Here is a 19,808-nt window from a genome sequence, read left to right as displayed (position 1 = left end):
GCAGGTCGGAGCGGCGATGGCAGGTGTACGGAGCCGTGCGCGGGCAGGCGCTCTTGACCCCGTCCGGGGCGCGCCCTAGCGTGCGCGTCAGAAAGCGCTTACCGGACCGGGCGTCGAGACCGAGGAGTTCCCGTGGTGACTTTCGAAGGGCTGCCGGGCGCAGTGGCCGTCTCCCACCTGCGGGTCTACGACTGGCCCACCGAGGACGGTCTGCGCGGCGGCACCCCGCACCTCCATCTGACCTGTTCCGAGGGCTACGTCGTCGTCGGAGGCGGCGGCTCCGTGCAGACGCTCACGGCGACCGGCTTCCGGGAGACTCCGCTCTCTCCCGGAGCCCTCGTATGGTTCACGCCGGGGACGATCCACCGCCTGGTCAACGAGGACGGGCTGCGGATCCTCGTACTGATGCAGAACAGCGGGCTGCCGGAAGCCGGGGACGCCGTGCTCACCCTGCCGCCCCGCTTCCTGGCCGGTCCCGCCCTCTACCGCGAGGCCACGGCCCTGCCGGCCGACGGCACCGAGGCTGAGCAGGAGAGGGCGGCCCGCGCCCGCCGAGACCTCGCCATCGAGGGCTTCCTCGCCCTGCGCGCTGCCGCCGAGGCGGGCGACCCCGAGCCGCTGGGCGCGTTCCACCGTGCCGCGGCAGCCCTCGTCCGCCCCCGGACCGGCGACTGGCGCGAGCGCTGGCAGCGGGGTGCGGCCGCCGCGTCCGAGGCGACCCGTACCCAGCTCGACGCTCTCGCGGACGCCGACTGCGGCTACCTGGCCGAGGCTTCCGTTCACGCGGAACGGCCCTCCACTCTCGGGAGGTTCGGGATGTGCGGTCGCCTGGACGTCTACCCGGGCTGACGGCCGCGGCGGTATGCGCGGGAGTCCGCCCCGTCAGCGTTCCCGCAGGTCACGGCTAAGGTCGTGCACGGGACGAGGAGGCGACAGCCATGAGTATCGAGATCGACGACGCCCAGGGGCGCCGGGTGCCCGTAGAAGTGACCCCGGGCGCACTCCAGGTGGGCATCCAGTTCGCCGCGCGGTCGGAGGGGCTCTCCTGGTCCTGCACCCCGGTGGCAGCCAGAGAGCTGGCCGCCGCGCTGCTCCGGGCCGCCGAGCAGGCGGAGAGGGTGTCGTCGGCCGAGCCCGTCACCGTCAAGGCGCACGAGCTGCGCCGAGGAGACGTGCGGGACGGGGAGCGCGTCATGACGGTCGACAGCGTCAGGAACGACGGGTCCACCGCCCATGTGACCTGGAAGTCGGGCGCCGGGCGGAGCTGGACCCAGGCCTATGGAGCCGACGCCGAGATCACGCTCCGGTACCGCCTGCGGACCGAGGGCTGAGCGGGGCAGGCCGCGTCCGAGGCGCGCGGAAACCGGTTGTACGAGAGGTTTCGTAATTCGACGATCGTCGTAGTACGGTATCTCTCGTACAAGACGCGGCGTCGACCTGCCGCGTCCGCCGCCGTGCCCGTCGCATCAGGTGAAACGGAGTCTGTCGTGAGCGCCCTTTTCGAGCCCTACGTCCTGCGATCGCTGACCATTCCCAACCGCATCTGGATGGCGCCCATGTGCCAGTACAGCGCGGAAGTCTTCGGGCCGAACGCGGGCGTCGCCAACGACTGGCACTTCTCCCACTACGCGGCCCGCGCCGCAGGCGGCACCGGCCTCATCCTCGTCGAGGCCACCGCGGTCAGCCCGGAGGGCCGCATCAGCCCCGCGGACCTGGGCCTCTGGAACGACACGCAGGTGGACGCGTTCCGCCGCATCACCGCCTTCCTCACCAGCCGGGGAACCATCCCCGGTATCCAGCTCGCGCACGCCGGACGCAAGGCCTCCACCGAACGCCCCTGGCGCGGCGGCGGCCCGATCGAAGCCGACGCACCGGACAGCGAGGGCTGGCTGCCGGTCGCTCCCAGCCCCGCGGCGTACGACGACGACCGCCCGGCTCCCCGCGAGCTGACCTTGGACGAGATCGGTGAGGTCGTCGCGCAGTTCGCGGACGCCGCCCGGCGGGCGCTGGCGGCGGGCTTCAAGGTCGCGGAGATCCACGGCGCGCACGGATATCTGATCGGTGAGTTCCTCTCCCCGCACAGCAACCACCGCACCGACGCCTACGGCGGCTCCTTCGAGAACCGCACCCGCTTCGCCCTGGAGGTCGTCGACGCGGTGCGCGCGGTGTGGCCCGAAGAGCTTCCGCTGTTCTTCCGTATCTCCGCCACCGACTGGCTCACCGAGAACGCCGACGACGAGCGGGAGGGCTGGACGGCCGACGAAACGGTCCGCCTCGCGCACGAGCTGCGGGCGCACGGAGTCGACCTGCTCGACGTCTCGACCGGCGGGCTCGCCCCCCGGGCGCGTATCCCCGTCGGCCCCGACTACCAGGTGCCGTTCGCCGAGCGGGTCCGCACCGAGGCGGGCCTCCCCGTGGCCGCGGTCGGCCTGATCACCGACCCGGTCCAGGCCGAGAAGATCGTCACCGACCACCGGGCGGACGCGGTTCTGCTAGGCCGTGAACTGCTGCGTGACCCTTACTTCGCACGCAACGCCGCGCGTGAACTGGGCAATGGCACGGTGCTGGTTCCCGAGCAGTACGGCTGGGCGGTCTGACCCGGCGCCCGACGCCGCTCCGGGGTCCTCTGTGGGTACGCTGATCCGCGATGTTCAATCCAGAGGGCCCCACTCTCCGCGAACTGGCCGTCCAGGCGCTCTCGTCCATCGAGCGCGGATACGACCTGCTCGCCCCGAAGTTCGACCTGACGCCCTACCGGACCCCGGACAGGGTGCTCGACGCCGTCACGCGGGCGCTCCGGCCGCTCGGACCGTTCGACGCGGGACTCGATGTCTGCTGCGGCACCGGGGCGGGCGTGAGCGTCCTGCGGCAGGTGTGCGGCGAGCGGGTCACCGGTGTCGACTTCAGCGCGGGCATGCTGGCCGCCGGCCGGTCCGCCCTGTCCGACGAGGGCGAGCCCGGAGCCGGTCCCGCGGTGAACTGGGTGCGCGCCGACGCGCTTGCCCTGCCCTTCGCGGCCGCCTTCGATGTGGCCCTCAGCCTCGGGGCGTTCGGCCACTTCCTGCCGAAGGAGCGGCCCGCCCTCTTCACGCAGGTGTACGCCTCGTTGCGGCCGGGCGGCCGGTTCGTCTTTCCGGTGGGTGCGCCGCCTGCGGTGGGCTCGAAGGTCTACTGGTCGCTCCTGGGCTTCGACGTGGCCATGCGGGTGCGCAACGCGCTGTGGCGGCCGACCTTCGTCATGTACTACCGGACTTTCCCGCTCCCCGATGTGCTCGACGATCTGGCCGGGGCCGGATTCACCGTGCGGCTGCTGCCACTGACCGAGCTGGGCAGTCGTCCGGACGGCAGCCCCCGCGCCCGTCTGGTGGTGGCGACACGGGAGTGACCGGAGCCGCGCGGCTCTCGCGCGCCGGGACGGCCGGGCCCTGCGCACCCAGGAACTACGACGACTCTCGTACAATGGAGCCCCCTGGACGAAGTGGAGCCACCGTGACCCCCGCAAGCGCCACCACCGCAGACCCCGCAACGGCCGCCGGCTCCCGCGCGCTTGCCCACCCTGCCCGTGAGGAGATCCGGGTCGAAGGCGTACTGCACGCCCTCAGCGATCCGGTACGGCTGCGCATCGTCCGGCAACTGGCGGGCACCGCGGACCAGCTGGCCTGCTCCACCTTCGACCTTCCGGTGTCCAAGTCCACCTCCACGCACCACTTCCGGGTGCTGCGCGAGAGCGGGGTCATCCACCAGACGTACCGGGGCACCGCCAAGGTGAGCGGCTTGCGGAAGGACGACCTGGGCGCGCTCTTCCCGGGGTTGCTGGACACCGTGCTCGCGGCCGCGGACCGGCAGGCGGAACGCCTCGCGGGCTGACTCCTTCCCGCCGCTCGGAACCCCGCCGCTCCGAACTCCCCCGCTCCTAATCCCTCAGCGCCCGTCGTCCCGGGCCGCGTCCAGCAGACCGTTCCAGTCCGGGATCTTCACCTGCCCGCGGCCGAGCGACCGCCCGAGTGCGGCCTCGGCGCGCTCGATCGCCAGCCAGCCGTCCCATGCGACCGGCCGCACCCCCCAACTCCGCAGGGTGCTCAGCGGATCGGCCGCCACGGACCGCCGCAGCAGCAGCGGAGCGTCCTCGATCAGCGAGGCGACGGTCTCCTTGGCGCACGAGCGGTTCGAGCCGACCACTCCGGTCGGTCCCCGCTTGATCCACCCGGCGACGTATTCCCCGGGCGACGGCGTCCCGTCCCTGAGTACCCGCCCCGCCAGATGGGGCACGGTTCCGCGTGTCGCGTCGAACGGCAGCCCGGGCAGCGGCAGCCCTCGGTACCCGACAGCCCGCAGTACGAGCTGGGCCTCGATGTCCTCGTACGTACCGGTGTCCCGTACGCCCCCCACGCCGTCCGGTGCCGTGTGCGCGAACCGCACGCCGGCGACCCGCCCCTCGCGTTCCAGCAGCTCCACCGGCCGCAGGAAGAACCGGAGGTGGATGCGGCGCAGCCGGTCCGCCCGGGCGGACGCCGGGGCCGCCGCCCAGCCGTGCAGGACCTCCAGATTGCGTCGCACCACGGCAGGGAGCGGCGGCGTGTCCTGCCCGCCCGCCGGGGCAGCGTACGCCGGGTCGCGGGACAGCTCCGCGGCGTGCACGACCATCCGGGCCTGCGGCAGCGCGCCGAGCTCCCGCAGTTCCTTGGTGGTGAACCGGGCCTGCGAGGGGCCGCGCCTGCCCGCGATGTGCACATCGCGCACCAGGCTGCCGGCGAGCGCGCTCAGCGCGGCGGGCGGCACATCCGTCGACCTGAGCTCCTCCGCGCCGCGCGCGAGAATCCGGGCCACGTCGACCGCCACGTTCCCCACTCCGATCACCACGGCGGAGCGGGCCCGGAGCGCGAAGGCGTCAGCGGCCGCATCCGGGTGCGCGCTGTACCAGGAGACGAACTGCGTGGCCGAGAAGCTGCCGGGCAGATCCTCGCCCGGCACCGAGAGACCGCGGTCGGTCGCCGCTCCCACGCAGTACACGACCGCGTGGTAGAGCTGCTTGAGCCGGTCAGGTGAGAGGCCGCTGTCGCCGCCCACCTCGACATGGCCGACGAAGGTGATCCGCTCGTCCTCCAGAACGGCCCGGAGGCTGTTCTGGAGGGACTTGATCTTCTCGTGGTCGGGCGCGACGCCGTAACGCACCAGCCCGTACGGCGTCGGCAGCCGGTCCAGGACGTGCACCTGCACGTCCGGCACCAGGGACTGCTGCACCAGGGCCTGGGCGGTGTAGACCCCACTGGGACCGGAACCGATGACGGCGACACGGAGCACGGCGCACCTCTTCCCGCGGGTTGCTTCCAGCATCGCACCGCCGCACGGATTCGGGGGAGGGGCGCGCACCCGGCTTCTGCGGCCGCTGCGTCCGTCACCTCAGGTCCGTCACTCCAGGCCGCTCACTCCAGGTCCGTCATTTCAGGAGTGTGCGCATCCGGTCGATCTCCACCGTCTGCTGGGCGACGACATCCGTCGCCATCTCCTCCACCGGTATGTCGTTGCCCTCGGAGAGTGCTTCCGTCGCCATGGTGATCGCTCCCTGGTGGTGGGTGATCATCAGCTTGAGGAAGAGCTCGTCGAAGGCCTTGCCGCGCGCGGCGCGCAACTCCTTCAACTGCGCCTCCGTCGCCATGCCGGGCATCGTGGAGTGGTCGTGGGTCTGCTTGCGCTTGTCCCCGCCGTTGTTTTTCAGCCAACCTTCCATCGCGGCGATTTCGGGCTTCTGACCTGATGCGATGCGATCCGCGAACCGCTTGACGGAGGAGGAGCCCGCGCGGTCGGCGACGAGATCCGTCATCACCAGAGCCTGCGCGTGGTGCTCGATCATCATCTGCGCATAGCGGAAGTCCGCGGAGTTGGGGGCGGGCACCCCGACTTCCTTGCGGGCTTCGTCGGCGGAGAGGTGCCGGGCCGGTTCGCCCGGTTTTCCGGGCGCCACCACCGAAGGGCCCTTGTCCGCCTTGGCGTTGGCGTCCTTGTCCCCGCTGCCCGAGTCGCAGGCTCCGAGGGCGAATGCGGCAGCGGCGACCGCTGTCGCGAGAGCGGCTCCGCGCATGCGTCTGGTCTGACGGCGGATCAACACGGCGACCTCCTGTGCCACATGGGTTTGTTGCACACCGTCCTAACACGCTTCCACAGGGCAATGATCAAAAACTTTTATTACGTCTCTGTTGCCATCTGTTGGTGTGCACATGGAAGGGACGATACTGCCGGGGTCCGTGAACCCGTTCAACTGTGAACGGATACTAGGGAGGACACAGTGACCTCGTTGCACACCACCCGCGTGCGGCGCAGACGTCTGGGTGTGGCAGCAGCCGCGGCCGGGCTCTTCGCCACTCTGCTGACCGCCGGAACCGCCGTCGCGACGCCCGATCCCGGTGATGCCCCCACCACCCACAAGGGCATCTCCGCCGGCCAGGAGGCCGAAGCCACGGCCGCGATCCAGAGCGGCGAGATACCCGGCGTGGACGAGATCGTCCACAGCCCGAACATCAAGCACCTCGCTAACGTCCCGAAGGACGCCCTCAAGGGCACCAACTCGGACCTGGCGTTCCAGGGGAAGTACGCGTTCTCCGGCAACTACGACGGCTTCGTGATCTACGACATCAGCAAGCCGTCGGCCCCGAAGACCGTCGCGCAGGTGCTCTGTCCCGGATCGCAGAACGACATCACGGTCTCCGGTGACCTGCTCTTCCTGTCCACCGACTCCTCGCGCAGCGACAACTCGTGTGCGAGCACCTCTCAGCCCGCCACGGAGAAGTCCTCCTGGGAGGGCATGAAGATCTTCGACATCAGCGACAAGACCAACCCGGAGTACGTCGCCGCTGTCGAGACCGCGTGCGGTTCGCACACCCACACGCTGGTCCCCAAGCGTTCGAACGTGTACGTGTACGTCTCCTCGTACTCGCCGAACGAGACGTTCCCCGACTGCCAGCCGCCGCATGACGGGATCTCCGTCATCAAGGTGCCGCGCAACGCCCCCGAGGAAGCCCGGATCGTGAACTTCCCGGTGCTCTTCGCGGACGGTGGGAACCCGGGCGCGCCGACCAACCCGGGCGTCTCCAAGACGACCGGCTGCCACGACATCACCGTGCTGCCCTCGAAGGACCTGGCCGCCGGAGCCTGCATGGGTGACGGCCTGCTGTTCTCCATCGAGGACCCGGAGAACCCGAAGATCATCGACCGCGTCCAGGACAACGTGAACTTCGCGTTCTGGCACTCGGCGACGTTCAACCAGGGTGCCAACAAGGTCGTCTTCACCGACGAGCTCGGCGGCGGCGGCGCGGCGACCTGCAACGAGGCCATCGGCCCGAAGCGCGGCGCCGACGGCATCTACGACATCGTCGGCCGCGGCGACCACCGCAAGCTGGTCTTCCGCAGCTACTTCAAGATCGACCGCCACCAGGCCGACGCCGAGGTCTGCGTCGCCCACAACGGTTCGATCATCCCGGTCAAGGGCCGCGACCTGATGGTCCAGGCGTGGTACCAGGGCGGCATCTCGGTGTGGGACTTCACCAACTCCGAGGCACCGAAGGAGATCGCCTTCTTCGAGCGCGGTCCGGTCACCCTTGACAGGGTCACCACCGCCGGTCCGTGGTCCGCGTACTACTACAACGGCCACATCTACAGCAACGACATCGCCAAGGGCTTCGACGTGCTGAGGCTCGACGACCGGCGGACCGACCCGGCGAAGAAGGTGCGGATGTCCGAGCTCAACGTGCAGACGCAGCCGGACTACTTCGACCGCTAGGCCGTCCGCTCCACCGCACGGCACACGAGGTGTCCCGCCGGGCCGTACGCCGCCCGGCGGAATGCCTCATTGATCGACGCGTACGACGGGGACACGCTGTTCCCCTGCGCCGGCCGGACCCGTCACGGGTCCGGCCGGCGCGGTCTTGCCCGGCTCGGGTACCGCGGGGGACCGCCGGAATCAGGCGCGCTCCATGCAGACCAGACCGTCCCGCGCGTCCCAGGAATCGACCACGGCGAAGCCGAGCCGCTCGTAGAGCGCGATGGCTCCCGTACGCCGGCTCCACACGGAAAGCGCTACCGGACTTGCGCCGATCTGCGCCGCATGATTCAGCGCGCACCCGACCAGCGCGGACGCGACACCGGCGCCCCGCATCGCGGGGTCCACCCACAGGCGCTTGATCCCGGTCCGCCCGTCGACCGGGGCGGTCACCACCAGACAGCCCACCGAGGCGCCCTCGCTCCTGGCGATCACCACGACGTCGTCGGCGAAGGCGCTGTGCGGTGACAGGATTTCCGTGCGGTACCGCGCGGGCAGCGTGTCCGCACGCTCCACGGCACGGCCCTGCCCTTCTCGGCCTCGGTAAGCGTTTCCGTCCGTCAGGCGGCGGACCGCACGCTCGTCCCCGCTGCCGCGGACCACTCCACCAGCAGTCGCTGGTACTCCGCCTCGTCGTCCGGGGTCAGGTATCCGCCCGAGCGCTGCCACAGGTCACGAATCGCTTCATTGACGACGGACGCGGGACGCACGGAACATGACGAGGACGGAGAGGTGGACATACGTACAAGGCTACGGCCCCGATCCGACAATCCGACACATCATGCGACGGGGATATCCCTCACATCTCCACATCGGCCAGGTTTATGGCTTGTTCCGATCGGCGTGTCATGGTGTCCGCGTCAGCCCCAGCGCGAGCAGACCGTCCGGTCGTTCCTCCACCGGCAGGTGGTCGACGAAGCGCACGGAGCATCCCAGTGCCGCCGCGCCCCCGTCCGCACGCCGGTCGTCACCGACCATCACCACCTGGGCCGGCTCCCGGCCCAGCAGTGTGCAGGCGGTACGGAACAGACGCGCGTCCGGCTTCTGGATGCCGTGCTCGAACGACAGCACATACGCGTCGACCAGGTCGTCCAGCCCATGGGCCCGGAAGACCGGCCGCAGATCCCAGCCGATATTGCTGACCACACCGACCGCGGTCCCCGCACGGCGCAGCCCGCGCAGCACCCGCTCCGCATCCGGGTAAGGACGCCACGCCGCCGGGGACATATGGCGTGTGTAAAGGGCGTCGTAGAGACCGGGATCGGGCAGGGCGACCTCACGGGCAAGGCCCGTAAAGGCTTCCCGGTGCAGCTCGGCGCTCCGGTCGCGTTCCGCCCAGGCGGCCGTGAGGTGGGGCGGGACACGCTCGGGGGGAGGGCCGCCGGGCAGCGCGCCGGCGGACGTCAGCTCACGGACGTACCGCTCGAACGCGTGCTGCTCGACGGTCAGGCCGCGCTGGTCGAGGACGGTACGCAGCCAGGAGCGGACCGACTCGATACGAAAGAGTGTTCCGGAGAAGTCGAAGAGCGCGCCTTTGAACGTCATGGCCCGATCCTCCCCGCCTCAGGAACTACGGGGCAAGGATGCCCGTCCGAATGCCGGACGGCCCCGGAACGCGGTGTATCCGAGGATCGAGAAAGAGGCCATCGCCGCGCCGAGCAGTGTGCCGCCCACCACATCGGTCATCCAATGGACGCCGAGATAGATCCGTGTGAAACCGACTCCGACGACCGAGACGACCGCCGCCACCAGCGCCGTCCGCCACCACAGTGGTGCCGCTCCCTTCAGCCGCAGCAGCCACAGCAGGAGGGCGCAGGTCACCACCGTTGTCATCACATGGCCCGAGGGGAAGGCCGCGTACTGCGCGGAATCCACCGGGTCCGGCCATTGGGGCCTGTCCCGGCCGAGGGCGGCTTTGAGCCCGTTCTGTACGAGGGTGGAGAGCGCGCTCGTGGCGGCCACCCAGAAGGCGAGCCACCGGGCCCCGCGCCACCACAGGGCGATCGCCGTGACGGCGATCAAGGCGCGCATCGTCCAGGGGTCCCACACCCAGTCCGTCAGCACGCGGTTGACGTGCACCAGCGCCGGTTCGGTCACGGCACTGCGGTGCAGGGTGTCGGCGATCGTGCGGTCCACCGACATGAGCGGGGACCATCTCACCGCCACCAGGACCACCAGCGCCACCGAGAGGACCGTGCAGACGGTGCCCGTCCGCACGAGGCGTGGGTCTGCGCGGCGGTGGCCGGCGGCGGAAGGGGGCGGGCGGTCCATGAGGCGCATGAGGTGATCCTCGCCGAAGTGCGCCGCGACCGGCTATCCCAGCGCGCTGAGTCCCGGAACGAAAGCGACCAGCAGCGGAACGGTGGGCAGCAGGGCGGCCGCCGCGGTCAGCCGCAGCCTGCGGCCGGCTGTGAGCCGTTCGGTGGGTGTCAGCAACCGGTTCACCCGCAGCGGGACTTGGGCGTCCGCGGATGGGTGTGGACCGAACACACCCCGGTCCTCGTTGAGCCCGACCAGTGCGAGCGCGGTCGTGAGCCGGCCGAAACGGCGCGATGCCACATCGTCGGCGGCGAGTTCGACGAGCCGGTGCATCTCCGCGCGGAACGCGGCAAAGACGGGAACCTGCGGAAAGCCCGTGGCCAGCGCGCCCGAACAGTGCAGCAGCCAGTCGTGCCGCGCCCGCACGTGCCCCTGCTCGTGCGCCAGCACCGCATCCAGCTGACGGCCCTTCAGGCGGCCGAGTGCGGCGGTGGTGATGACCAGTTGGGGTGCGGCGCCGGGCATCCACCAGGCGTCGGGACGCTCGCCCTCCAGCACCACGAGCCGCCCGCCACCGGGCTCCTCGCCGGGCATCAGGGGTGAACGGACCAGGAGTTCGGAGCGGCCCCGCGCACGGCGCGACTGCGCCCGGCGGATCTCCCGTACCAGCATGGCCAGCGTCCACGCGCCGCCGAGGGCCAGCAGCGCGGCCATCACGGCGGACCAGGGGCCGTACGCCGCCAGGGCGTACGCCTCGACCACCGCGTGCGGCGCGGGTGCGAACACATGCCCACGGACCGCCTGCGAGGCGGCGGACGCGCTGAACATCATGGAGAGACCGAACGACAGCAGCACTCCCGCCACGACGCACTGCCAGACCCACAGGGCCACCACCGGCTCGCGCTCCGGCCACTGCGCCCGTGCCATCAGGCTCGGGGTCACGAGGGCGGCCAGTGCACCGAGCAGCAGCAGCACGAGGGAGACCAACATGCGGTCAGCCTATGAGCGCTGCTTGGCCCCGGGTATGGCTGCGCTCGGCAAGTGACGTACGCCACGGCCCAGTGGGCATTCTGTCTCACAGGGTGAGCAGCATCGCGAACATGGCTATGCCCATCGTCAGCCGGCAGGCGAGCGTCAGCTCCGGCTGCGTCCCCCGGCTTCCGCCGCCTCCCGGGGCCCCGGCGGTGGCGGCCACCGGGATCAGCCGGCCCGCCGAGGTGAGTACGTAGAACGCGTAGTACACGAGCAGCACCCCGGTCAGTAAGGGGATACCCCCGGCGGACGCGGCGGCACCGTGCCCGGCGTGCCCGCCCCGGCCCCCGCCCGGCGCCATCGCCACAGCCATGTAGACCATCGCCAGCGAGCCGACGAGATGGTGCAGGTGGTGCTGCAGATGGTGCCCACCGCGCCCCAGGAACCAGAGGGTGCGCAGAGCCGCGCCGCCGAACAGCACGGCGTACACGGCCCAGGCCCAGGCCGGTGGAGCGAGCAGCGCGGCGGGCACCGCCATCGCGGCCATCCCGAAGCCCATCACCGCCTCCGCGCGCGCCGCTCTGCGTTCCTCCCCTGTTATGCCGCGCGTACGTAACAGGCAGTAGGCGCCCGCCACCCCGCACAACACCATGAGCAGCCAGCCGGACAGCGCCGGTCCGTGCACGGCGCACCTCCCCCTCAGGCGTACGACACCGGTGTCGCCCCATCGATGCCCGGGTTCCGCCCTCCCGTACCCGGCGCATTGAGGTGCAGGGGGAGCGCGGACGGGCCTGCCGGGGGCGGTCGGGGCCGGGTTAGTCTCGTGCGGCACCGTCGGCAGCACAGAAACGGAGAGCATCACCATGGACACGGCCCAGGCCCGGGAATCCGGACAGCTCACCTTCCGCGACGCGACCGAGGGCGACGTACCCGCACTCGTGCGGCTCATCGAGTCCGCCTATCGCGGCGACTCCAGCCGGGCCGGATGGACCACCGAGGCGGACATCCTCCAGGGGCAGCGGACCGACCCGGACGGCGTGCGCGCGGTCGTCACCGCGGAGTCCGGCCGCCTGCTCGTCGTCGAGCGCGACGGAACGCCGGTCGCCTGCTGCCAGCTCGAACACCGGGGCGACGCCGCGTACTTCGGGATGTTCGCCGTGCGGCCGGAACTTCAGGGAGAGGGCCTCGGCAAGGTGATCATCGCCGAGGCCGAGCGCACGGTCGTGGCGAGCTGGGGCGTGCGAGAGATGCACATGACGGTGATCTCCGTCCGCGAGGAGCTGATCGCCTGGTACGAGCGCCGCGGCTACCGCCGTACGGGAAAGCTGACCCCCTTCCCGTACGGCGACGAGCGCTTCGGCGTCCCGCAGCGCGACGATCTCGCGTTCGAGCTGCTGATCAAGGAACTGCCCACGCCCTGATCCGCGCGACGTGATCCGCCCGCATTGGTCAGGTCGCACTGATCCAGTTGCCTACGCGGTGAAGCGGCCTGCGCGGCGGATCTCCGGGAAGTCGGTCGTCGCGCCGTCGAGGCCGAGCGCGCGCGCCAGACGCAGCTGGTCCTGAGTGTTCACCACCCAGCCGATCACCTTCAGATCCTCGCCGTGCGCCTGCTCGACGGTCTCCAGGTCGAGGCGGCGGATGTTCAGTGCGAGCGCTGCCGCGCCCACCGCCTTTGCCCGCGCCACCACGTCGCCGCCCCAGCGGCTGGCGATGAGCACCGTCCGTACGCCCGGGACCAGCTGTGCGATCTCGGCGACCGCCTCGTCGTGGAACGACGACACCTCGACCCGGCCGACAAGATCGCGCCGCAGCATCACCTCCGCGAGGGCCCGCGCCGCGGCGACGTCCTTGATCTCGGCCTGGATCGGCGCCGCGACGGCGTCGAGAACCTCTTCGAAGACGGGCACCCGCTCGCCCTGCCCGGCATCGAGCTCACGCAGCTCGGCCAGCGTCTTCTCGACGATCGGCCCCTTGCCGTCGGTCGTGCGGTCCACGACGGCGTCGTGCATGACGGCGAGCGCACCGTCCTTGCTCAGATGGAGGTCGAGCTCGATGGCGTCCATGCCGGCCTGTTCCGCGTGGGCGAAGGACCGCAGGGTGTTCTCCGGTTCGACACCCATGACCCCGCGATGACCGATGGTGAGAAAAGTCAAGGCAATCTCGCTTCCGTCGACGACTCCCCGCGTGCGGCTCCTACCCACGCGGCACTACGGCACTACGGCAGTGCGGAGCCTAATGGCCCGCCCCTGCGGGCGGACCGGCCGTGCATCCGGCAGCTGTGCCGTGTCGCCCGGCGTTCGGAGCCCGAGGGAGGCCGAGGGAGGCCGACGGAACCTGCGCCGCGGTGGCGCATCACAGGAAAAATCGTGGTGACCACGGGGGGAGGCAGGATAATCTTCTGAGCTCCACTTGTCCGAAGCGACCGCACACAGATACGGTTGCTTAACGCGAGGTTCTCCCGTGGAGGAAGTGTTATGACGGAAATTCTTTTGCACGACGTCGCCGACGGCGCCATAGCGACTGCCCCGCGGGTGGTCGATCACCCTGCCTGGCCCGCGCTCAAGCACGCCGTGGAGGAGATCCGTCCCTGGCAGTCGAAGGACGGTTCCATCGACTTCGGCGCCGAGCACGCGCCGTCGCTCACGACGGCCGCCGCGGTGCTCGACCGTGTGGTCACCGCGATCGACGAGCTCTCCCCGCTGCTTCCGCACGACGCCGCGTACCACCGCGCCCTCGGCGCGGACCTGCGCCGCTGGGCCGCGGAGGGCTTCGGCGTTCCGGACTTCCTCGACTCGCTGCTGGCCTTCCAGCCGGCCAAGAGCCGCGCCGACGGTCTCCAGCACCTGGTCGTCTTCGCGATGTACACGCAGAACGGCAACCCGGACCGCAACCTCGAAGCGGTCGTGCTGCGGATGGTCTGGCCCGAGTGGCTCGCCGAGCTCGAAGCCACGCGTTACGACAACCCGCTCTTCTGCGGCATCACCTTCGAGGACTTCACCTCGGGTTACGACACCAACTCGGCGGTCCTCTTCCCCGAGACCATCGCCGTGCGCGAGGCCCCCGAGCGCTTCAGCTGGGGCGGCATCTTCTGCGACCGCGAGGCCGCCCGCTTCCGCCGGGTCACCGAGGCGTCCGTCGGCCTCCTGGGCGTCGAACTGCCCGAGGACATCCGCGAGATGATCGGCGACCAGGCCCGCTGCGAGCAGGCGTTCGTGCTCTGGGACATGGTCCACGACCGCACCCACAGCCACGGCGACCTGCCGTTCGACCCCTTCATGATCAAGCAGCGTCAGCCGTTCTGGATGTACGGCCTGGAGGAGCTGCGCTGCGACCTCACCGCCTTCAAGGAGGCCGTGAAGCTGGAAGCCGAGGGCAATGCCCACGGCCGCGATGTGCAGTACGCCGTGCTGTTCGACCGGATGTTCCGCTTCCCGGTGAGCGGCGACCGCAACCGCAACTACGACGGACTCGGCGGCCAGCTGCTCTTCGCGTACCTCCACAAGCACGATGTGGTGCGCTGGACCGACAACACGCTGAAGATCGACTGGGAGCGGGCGCCGCAGGTTACCAACCAGCTCTGCGCCGAGATCGAGACGCTCTACCGGGACGGCATCGACCGCCCCAAGCTGGTCCACTGGTTCGCCGCGTACGACCTGGTGGCGACCTACCTCGCCCCGCACCCCGGCTCCCGCTGGGCCAAGGGACCGGACGCGCTGGATCTGACTCAGCCGCCGCGCAAGCTCGTCGACGACGTGCTTCCGGACGAGTTTCCCCTGAGCATGTTCTATGAAGCACTCTCCAAGAAGCTGAAGAACGTGATCGCCTCCACCAAGGGGATCACCGCAGCCGATGCCGAGCAGGCAGCCGCGTGAGCGCTCGTCCCAAGGAGGCGGAGTCCATGACCGGAACGACGGGTAATGGCAATGGGAGTGCGCTCGAGGGCGCGGTCATCGCCGTGGCAGGAGCGGCGGGCCCGGCGGGCCGGGCCACGCTGCTGAGGCTCGCCGAGGCGGGCGCGATCGTTGTCGCCTCCGACGCCAACCCCGAGCGTCTCGCCGAGGCCGTCGACGCCGCTCGCTACGCCCACGGCGGCGCGACCGTCACCGGCGACACCGTCGATCTGCTGGACCTGGCAGCCGCCCGGGACTGGGCGGAGAAGACGGAGAAGGAATTCGGCCGTATCGACGGTCTGGTGCACCTCGTCGGAGGCTGGCGCGGCAGCCCCACCTTCGCCGAGACCGACCTCGCCGACTGGGATCTGCTGGAGAAGCTGCTGATCCGTACGGTCCAGTCCACCTCGCTCGCCTTCCAGCAGGGTCTCCAGCGCAGCGACAGGGGCCGCTACCTGCTCATCAGCGCGGCGGGAGCGAGCGCCCCCACTGCGGGTAACGCCGCCTACTCGGCCTCCAAGGCGGCGGCCGAGGCGTGGACGCTCGCGCTTGCCGACGCCTTCCGCAAGGCGGGGGGTGACGACGGTCCGAAGACCGCGGCTGCGATCCTGGTCGTCAAGGCGCTGGTGCACGACGCGATGCGCGCCGAGCGCCCGAACGCGAAGTTCGCGGGCTTCACCGACGTCAAGGAGCTGGCCGAGGCCATCGCCGGCGTCTGGGACATGCCCGCCGGAGAAGTGAACGGAAAACGCCTGTGGCTGACCCCGCAACCGTAAAGACCGACGCGCGTCGTCACCATGATCCGCAGGTACGCGGCTTCGCCAGTGACAACTACGCGGGCGCGCACCCCGAGGTCCTCGCCGCCCTCGCCCTCGCCAACGGCGGCCATCAGGTCGCCTACGGCGAGGACAACTACACCGAGCACCTTCAGCGTGTCGTGCACAGCCACTTCGGTTCCAATTCGGAAGCCTTCCCGGTCTTCAACGGCACCGGCGCCAACGTCGTCGCCCTCCAGGCGCTGACCGACCGCTGGGGCGCCGTGATCTGCGCCGAGTCCGCGCACATCAACGTGGACGAGGGCGGTGCACCGGAGCGCATGGGCGGCCTGAAGCTGCTCACCGTGCCGACGCCCGACGGCAAGCTGACGCCCGAGCTCATCGACCGCCAGGCGTACGGCTGGGACGACGAGCACCGGGCGATGCCGCAGGTCGTGTCGATCACCCAGAACACCGAACTGGGCACGGTCTACACCCCCGACGAGATCCGCGCCATCTGCGACCACGCCCACGGGCACGGCATGAAGGTGCACCTCGACGGGGCCCGGATAGCCAACGCCGCCGCGTCGCTGGACGTGCCCATGCGGACGTTCACCAACACGGTCGGCGTCGACGTCCTCTCTTTCGGCGGGACCAAGAACGGCGCGCTGTTCGGCGAGGCGGTCATCGTCCTCGACCCGGACGCGGTCCGCGCGATGAAGCACCTGCGCAAGCTGTCGATGCAGCTCGCCTCCAAGATGCGTTTCGTGTCGGTCCAGCTGGAGGCGCTGCTGTCGCGTGACCTCTGGCTGCGCAACGCCCGCCACGCCAATGCCATGGCCCAGCGGCTCGCCGAAGGGGTCCGCGGCGTGGACGGTGTGGAGATCCTGCACCCCGTACAGGCCAACGCCGTGTTCGCGCGGCTGCCGCACGCGGTGAGCGAACGGCTGCAGAAGCGCTTCCGTTTCTACTTCTGGGACGAGTCGGCCGGGGACGTCCGCTGGATGTGCGCCTTCGACACAACGGAGGAGGACGTCGACGCCTTCGTGCAGGCGCTGAAGGAAGAGATGGCGAAGTAGCTTTTCGCATACACATTTCGCATACATGTGCGGCCGACCGGAGAGCCATTGGCTTCCGGTCGGCCGCTTCCGTATGCTTCGGAGAGTCCAATGAAATGGACTGTCCAGTACCGTATGCAGCACCATGGTCGGTGCGCCGAAGGCAAGGCAGACGATGATCCCGACATTCACGGTTTCCGACGACGTACGCGCCCTCGCGCCGGGTTTCAGCCACCTCGTCGTCGAGGCGCACGGCCTGGTCAACGGGCCGAGCACCGACGAAAGCGCGGCACTGCTGGACGACGCCGCCCGCAGGCTCGCCGAGCGGCTCGGCGGCCGGGCCCCGCACGAGGACCCCCACGTCGCGGCCTGGCGCGAGACCTACACGGCGTTCGGCGCCAAGCCCTCACGCACCCGCAACTCTGCGGAGGCCCTTGCCAAGCGCGCACTCACCGACGCCGGACTCCCGCGCATCAACCTGCTCGTCGATGCCTACAACGCGGTCAGCGTCGCCCACCTTGTCCCCGTCGGCGGCGAGGACACCGACCACATCAAGGGCGCCATGCGACTCGTACGCGCCACGGGCCAGGAGCCCTTCCGTACGGCCGCGGGGGGCGAAGAGGTCCTGGACCACCCGGAGCCCGGCGAAGTCGTCTGGTGCGACGACGAGGGCGTCACCTGCCGGCGCTGGAACTGGCGCCAGGGTGTACGCACGCGCCTCACCGAGGAATCCGTGAACGCCGTGTTCCTGCTGGAGCGGCTCGCCCCCATGACAATCGGCGAGCTCGGCGCCGCGGGCACCGAACTCGCCGAATCGCTGGAGAAACTGAGCCCCGGAGCGCGGATCACCGTCCATGCCCCCAACTGACGCCCCCGTCCGGGGCGTCGCGGAGCCGGCGCGTCAGCCCTTCTCGCGCACCTCGGCGGGCGTCGGGGCCGTACCGCCGAGGTGGGCCGGAACCCACCACGTGTCACTGGCGTCCTTGGGACGCACGGGATAGGCGCGCTGCGCGGCTTCGAGGAGCTCCTGCACCCGGTCCCGCAGCCGCCGGGTGATCGCACCCGCGTACTGGTCGGCCGGGGCATCCATCGGCTCGCCCACCCGGATGGTGACCGGGATGTGGCTGCGTCCGAAGTTACGGGGCTGCCCCTTCGTCCAGATCCGCTGGGTACCCCACAGCGCCATCGGGATCAGCGGTACGCCGGCTTCCTGGGCCAGGCGTGCCGCACCCGACTTGAAGCTCTTCAGCGTGAACGACTGCGAGATCGTCGCTTCGGGGAACACCCCGATGATCTGGCCGGACCGCAGCGACTCGAGCGCGTGCGCATACGCGTCCTCGCCCTGATTGCGGTCGACGGGGATGTGCTTCATCCCCCGCATCAGCGGACCGGAGATCTTGTGCCGGAAGACCGATTCCTTTGCCATGAAGCGGACCAGCCGCTTCTGCGGCAGCGCGCCCAAGCCCGTGAAGATGAAGTCCAGGTAGCTGATGTGGTTGCTGACCAGAACCGCACCGCCGGTCTTCGGGATGTGCTCCGAACCCTGAGTGTCGATCTTCAGGTCGAGCGCCTTGAACAGGGTGAGAGCGGCGCCGATGACCGGCCGATAGACGAGTTCTGCCATCTGGAGAAGACCCTTCTTCAGTGCCTGGGGAGGTTCTCCCGGCGGAAGTTACGCAGCCGTAGGTTTTCGGCATTGGGCCGATCGTGCCCCATGCGCGACGTCGTGGCCAGTCCCGGTGGTGACGGGGCGCGAGATTCTCATCACGTGGAACCTCCGGGAATGTCTCATGGCCCCTCGGTGCTGACCCTTTGCGATGAGCTCTGACAGGAGGCCGGCAGTGGACGGGCAGATGCGTGCCGACAGGCTCGACGCGTCCCAACTCGGCGTGGAGTTGGGGGAGCGAGCCACGCTCGTGCAGTTTTCCAGCGCGTTCTGTCAGCCCTGCCGCGCAACTCGCCGAACCCTTGTCGAGGTGGCCGGCATGGTCGAAGGCGTCGCGCACGTCGAGATCGACGCCGAGGCACATCTCACTCTGGTGCGCCACCTGGACATCACGAAAACACCGACCGTCCTGGTCCTGGACGCGGACGGCAGGATCGTCCGCCGCGCGGCTGGCCAGCCGCGCACCGTCGATGTCGTCGCGGCGCTGGGGCAGGTGATGTGACGGACCGTGATGTAGCTCCCACATTGCGGAAGGCACTTGACTGCACCCGCCACGCATCGTCAGTCTGACGCTATGCCGCCAGAACTCCTTCTCTACGGCCGGGCCCATGTCGACCTGGCCCGCAACGCGAGTGCGCGCTGTCCGGGTGCCTGAGCACCCACGGCCCCGTACGCACTCACAGCAGAAGGACAGTTCCATGACGGCTTCGCCCGAGCTCGAAAGCCCCCGGACGGCCTCGCCCGACCTCCTCCGTTCCGTCTTCCGGAAGCACGCCGCAGGCGTCGCCGTGATCACCGCGGCCGGTGAGGCCCCGGTCGGATTCACCGCGACCTCTCTCAACTCCGTCGCCGCCGAGCCGCCGCTGATCTCCTTCGGCGTGGGGACCTCGTCCTCCAGCTGGCCGGTCGTCGCCGAGGCCGAGCACATCGGCGTTCACATACTCGGGGAGCACCAGCAGGAACTGGCCGCCACGTTCGCACGCAGCGGCGCCGACCGTTTCGGTCCGTCCACCGACTGGCGTAGCGGGCCGGAAGGCGTGCCGGTACTGGGTGGAGTCCTCGCCTGGCTGGTGTGCCGTGTCGTGGCGCGGGTCCCTGCGGGTGACCACCGCATCGTCATCGCCCAGGCCGTGGTCGGCGACCCCGCCGGCGGCGGTCGGCCGCTCGTCTATCACCAGGGCCGCTTCACCGCGCTGCGAGACTGATCCCGCCCAGGCGCAACAGGGCTTCGGGGCGTTGGGCAGATCACAGTCCAAGCGCTTGCTTATGGGTGGAGCACTGGGTGTACTGATTAGTAATATTCAGGTCGGAGCGTCGGTCGCTACGACCGGAATCCGCCCCATCAGGCGCCTATGCTGCGAGCAACAAGGCAGCCCGGAAATGACGATGCAG

General features: G+C 70.0%; 23 protein-coding genes. 13 read left to right on the top strand and 10 right to left on the bottom strand.

The features are described 5' to 3' along the window. Window positions 1-132 precede the first annotated feature (132 nt). From ACFT7S_RS35380 to ACFT7S_RS35360, 5 genes are all read left to right on the top strand, one after another. On the top strand, window positions 133-849 hold the full coding sequence (locus ACFT7S_RS35380) for a cupin (RefSeq protein ID WP_382739528.1): 717 nt from the start codon (window positions 133-135) through the stop codon (window positions 847-849). Between the two features lie 89 nt (window positions 850-938). Continuing rightward, entirely contained in the window at window positions 939-1,331 is a 393-nt protein-coding gene (locus ACFT7S_RS35375; RefSeq protein ID WP_382739526.1) for a hypothetical protein, read from the top strand. Between the two features lie 156 nt (window positions 1,332-1,487). Beyond that, complete coding sequence (locus ACFT7S_RS35370; protein ID WP_382739523.1) at window positions 1,488-2,597, top strand: NADH:flavin oxidoreductase/NADH oxidase; 1,110 nt, start codon at window positions 1,488-1,490, stop codon at window positions 2,595-2,597. A 50-nt stretch (window positions 2,598-2,647) separates the two neighbouring features. Beyond that, the gene (locus ACFT7S_RS35365; protein ID WP_382739520.1) at window positions 2,648-3,385 is read left to right on the top strand and encodes a class I SAM-dependent methyltransferase; all 738 of its coding nucleotides are present in this window, start codon (window positions 2,648-2,650) and stop codon (window positions 3,383-3,385) included. A gap of 104 nt (window positions 3,386-3,489) precedes the next feature. Further along, on the top strand, window positions 3,490-3,867 hold the full coding sequence (locus tag ACFT7S_RS35360) for an ArsR/SmtB family transcription factor (RefSeq protein WP_382739517.1): 378 nt from the start codon (window positions 3,490-3,492) through the stop codon (window positions 3,865-3,867). Between the two features lie 54 nt (window positions 3,868-3,921). Here ACFT7S_RS35360 and ACFT7S_RS35355 read toward each other — a convergent pair whose 3' ends face one another. Continuing rightward, entirely contained in the window at window positions 3,922-5,301 is a 1,380-nt protein-coding gene (locus ACFT7S_RS35355; RefSeq protein ID WP_382739514.1) for an FAD-dependent oxidoreductase, read from the bottom strand. 136 nt (window positions 5,302-5,437) lie between these two features. Then, entirely contained in the window at window positions 5,438-6,124 is a 687-nt protein-coding gene (locus tag ACFT7S_RS35350) for a DUF305 domain-containing protein (protein WP_382739511.1), read from the bottom strand. A 159-nt stretch (window positions 6,125-6,283) separates the two neighbouring features. Here ACFT7S_RS35350 and ACFT7S_RS35345 point away from each other — a divergent pair, with 159 nt between their 5' ends. After that, a complete protein-coding gene (locus ACFT7S_RS35345) occupies window positions 6,284-7,774 on the top strand; it encodes an LVIVD repeat-containing protein (RefSeq protein WP_382739508.1) in 1,491 nt (496 codons plus the stop codon). A 180-nt stretch (window positions 7,775-7,954) separates the two neighbouring features. Here the strand turns inward: ACFT7S_RS35345 and ACFT7S_RS35340 are convergent, their stop codons facing one another. The 6 genes from ACFT7S_RS35340 to ACFT7S_RS35315 all read right to left on the bottom strand — a co-directional run bounded on the left by ACFT7S_RS35340 (window position 7,955) and on the right by ACFT7S_RS35315 (window position 11,729). Next, window positions 7,955-8,329 carry a GNAT family N-acetyltransferase gene (locus tag ACFT7S_RS35340; RefSeq protein ID WP_382739505.1) on the bottom strand — a complete coding sequence of 125 codons (375 nt, stop codon included), beginning with the start codon at window positions 8,327-8,329 and terminating at the stop codon, window positions 7,955-7,957. A gap of 44 nt (window positions 8,330-8,373) precedes the next feature. Beyond that, entirely contained in the window at window positions 8,374-8,553 is a 180-nt protein-coding gene (locus ACFT7S_RS35335) for a hypothetical protein (RefSeq protein ID WP_382739502.1), read from the bottom strand. 106 nt (window positions 8,554-8,659) lie between these two features. Further along, the gene (locus tag ACFT7S_RS35330) at window positions 8,660-9,358 is read right to left on the bottom strand and encodes an HAD family hydrolase (protein WP_382739499.1); all 699 of its coding nucleotides are present in this window, start codon (window positions 9,356-9,358) and stop codon (window positions 8,660-8,662) included. 18 nt (window positions 9,359-9,376) lie between these two features. Further along, entirely contained in the window at window positions 9,377-10,084 is a 708-nt protein-coding gene (locus ACFT7S_RS35325; protein WP_382739580.1) for a phosphatase PAP2 family protein, read from the bottom strand. A 42-nt stretch (window positions 10,085-10,126) separates the two neighbouring features. Beyond that, on the bottom strand, window positions 10,127-11,062 hold the full coding sequence (locus ACFT7S_RS35320; RefSeq protein ID WP_382739496.1) for a M56 family metallopeptidase: 936 nt from the start codon (window positions 11,060-11,062) through the stop codon (window positions 10,127-10,129). 85 nt (window positions 11,063-11,147) lie between these two features. After that, entirely contained in the window at window positions 11,148-11,729 is a 582-nt protein-coding gene (locus ACFT7S_RS35315; RefSeq protein WP_382739493.1) for a DUF5134 domain-containing protein, read from the bottom strand. A 178-nt stretch (window positions 11,730-11,907) separates the two neighbouring features. Here ACFT7S_RS35315 and ACFT7S_RS35310 point away from each other — a divergent pair, with 178 nt between their 5' ends. Then, complete coding sequence (locus tag ACFT7S_RS35310) at window positions 11,908-12,465, top strand: GNAT family N-acetyltransferase (protein WP_382739490.1); 558 nt, start codon at window positions 11,908-11,910, stop codon at window positions 12,463-12,465. A gap of 51 nt (window positions 12,466-12,516) precedes the next feature. Here the strand turns inward: ACFT7S_RS35310 and ACFT7S_RS35305 are convergent, their stop codons facing one another. Beyond that, window positions 12,517-13,167, bottom strand: coding sequence for a glycerophosphodiester phosphodiesterase (locus ACFT7S_RS35305; RefSeq protein ID WP_382739487.1), 651 nt, complete (start codon window positions 13,165-13,167; stop codon window positions 12,517-12,519). 354 nt (window positions 13,168-13,521) lie between these two features. On the opposite strand from ACFT7S_RS35305, the gene ACFT7S_RS35300 reads away from it, so the two are divergent. The 4 genes from ACFT7S_RS35300 (at window position 13,522) to ACFT7S_RS35285 (ending at window position 17,618) form a co-directional block, all read left to right on the top strand. Further along, window positions 13,522-14,919, top strand: a complete 1,398-nt coding sequence (locus ACFT7S_RS35300; protein ID WP_382739484.1) for a DUF6421 family protein — start codon at window positions 13,522-13,524, stop codon at window positions 14,917-14,919. Between the two features lie 26 nt (window positions 14,920-14,945). After that, window positions 14,946-15,713: an SDR family NAD(P)-dependent oxidoreductase gene (locus ACFT7S_RS35295; protein WP_382739482.1), complete on the top strand. Its 768-nt coding sequence runs from the start codon at window positions 14,946-14,948 to the stop codon at window positions 15,711-15,713. Further along, complete coding sequence (locus tag ACFT7S_RS35290) at window positions 15,692-16,771, top strand: threonine aldolase family protein (protein ID WP_382739479.1); 1,080 nt, start codon at window positions 15,692-15,694, stop codon at window positions 16,769-16,771. The genes ACFT7S_RS35295 and ACFT7S_RS35290 overlap by 22 nt, the downstream gene beginning before the upstream one ends. Before the next feature lie 154 nt (window positions 16,772-16,925). Continuing rightward, window positions 16,926-17,618: a B3/4 domain-containing protein gene (locus tag ACFT7S_RS35285; RefSeq protein WP_382739476.1), complete on the top strand. Its 693-nt coding sequence runs from the start codon at window positions 16,926-16,928 to the stop codon at window positions 17,616-17,618. A gap of 33 nt (window positions 17,619-17,651) precedes the next feature. On the opposite strand, the gene ACFT7S_RS35280 is transcribed toward ACFT7S_RS35285, so the two are convergent. Next, window positions 17,652-18,374 (bottom strand): lysophospholipid acyltransferase family protein, encoded by a 723-nt coding sequence (locus ACFT7S_RS35280; protein ID WP_382739473.1) that lies wholly within the window; start codon window positions 18,372-18,374, stop codon window positions 17,652-17,654. A 229-nt stretch (window positions 18,375-18,603) separates the two neighbouring features. Between ACFT7S_RS35280 and ACFT7S_RS35275 the strand changes: the two genes are divergently transcribed. Together ACFT7S_RS35275 and ACFT7S_RS35270 are read left to right on the top strand one after the other, a co-directional pair. Further along, on the top strand, window positions 18,604-18,918 hold the full coding sequence (locus ACFT7S_RS35275) for a TlpA family protein disulfide reductase (protein ID WP_382739577.1): 315 nt from the start codon (window positions 18,604-18,606) through the stop codon (window positions 18,916-18,918). 196 nt (window positions 18,919-19,114) lie between these two features. Then, window positions 19,115-19,621 (top strand): flavin reductase family protein, encoded by a 507-nt coding sequence (locus ACFT7S_RS35270; RefSeq protein ID WP_382739470.1) that lies wholly within the window; start codon window positions 19,115-19,117, stop codon window positions 19,619-19,621. The last annotated feature ends 187 nt before the right edge of the window (window positions 19,622-19,808 follow it).

Origin of the sequence: Streptomyces sp. NPDC057136, from assembly GCF_042670885.1 — a bacterium.
Lineage (GTDB): Bacteria > Actinomycetota > Actinomycetes > Streptomycetales > Streptomycetaceae > Streptomyces.
Note: the sequence above shows the minus strand (reverse complement) of the source record. Positions and strands in the feature narration are given on the sequence as shown.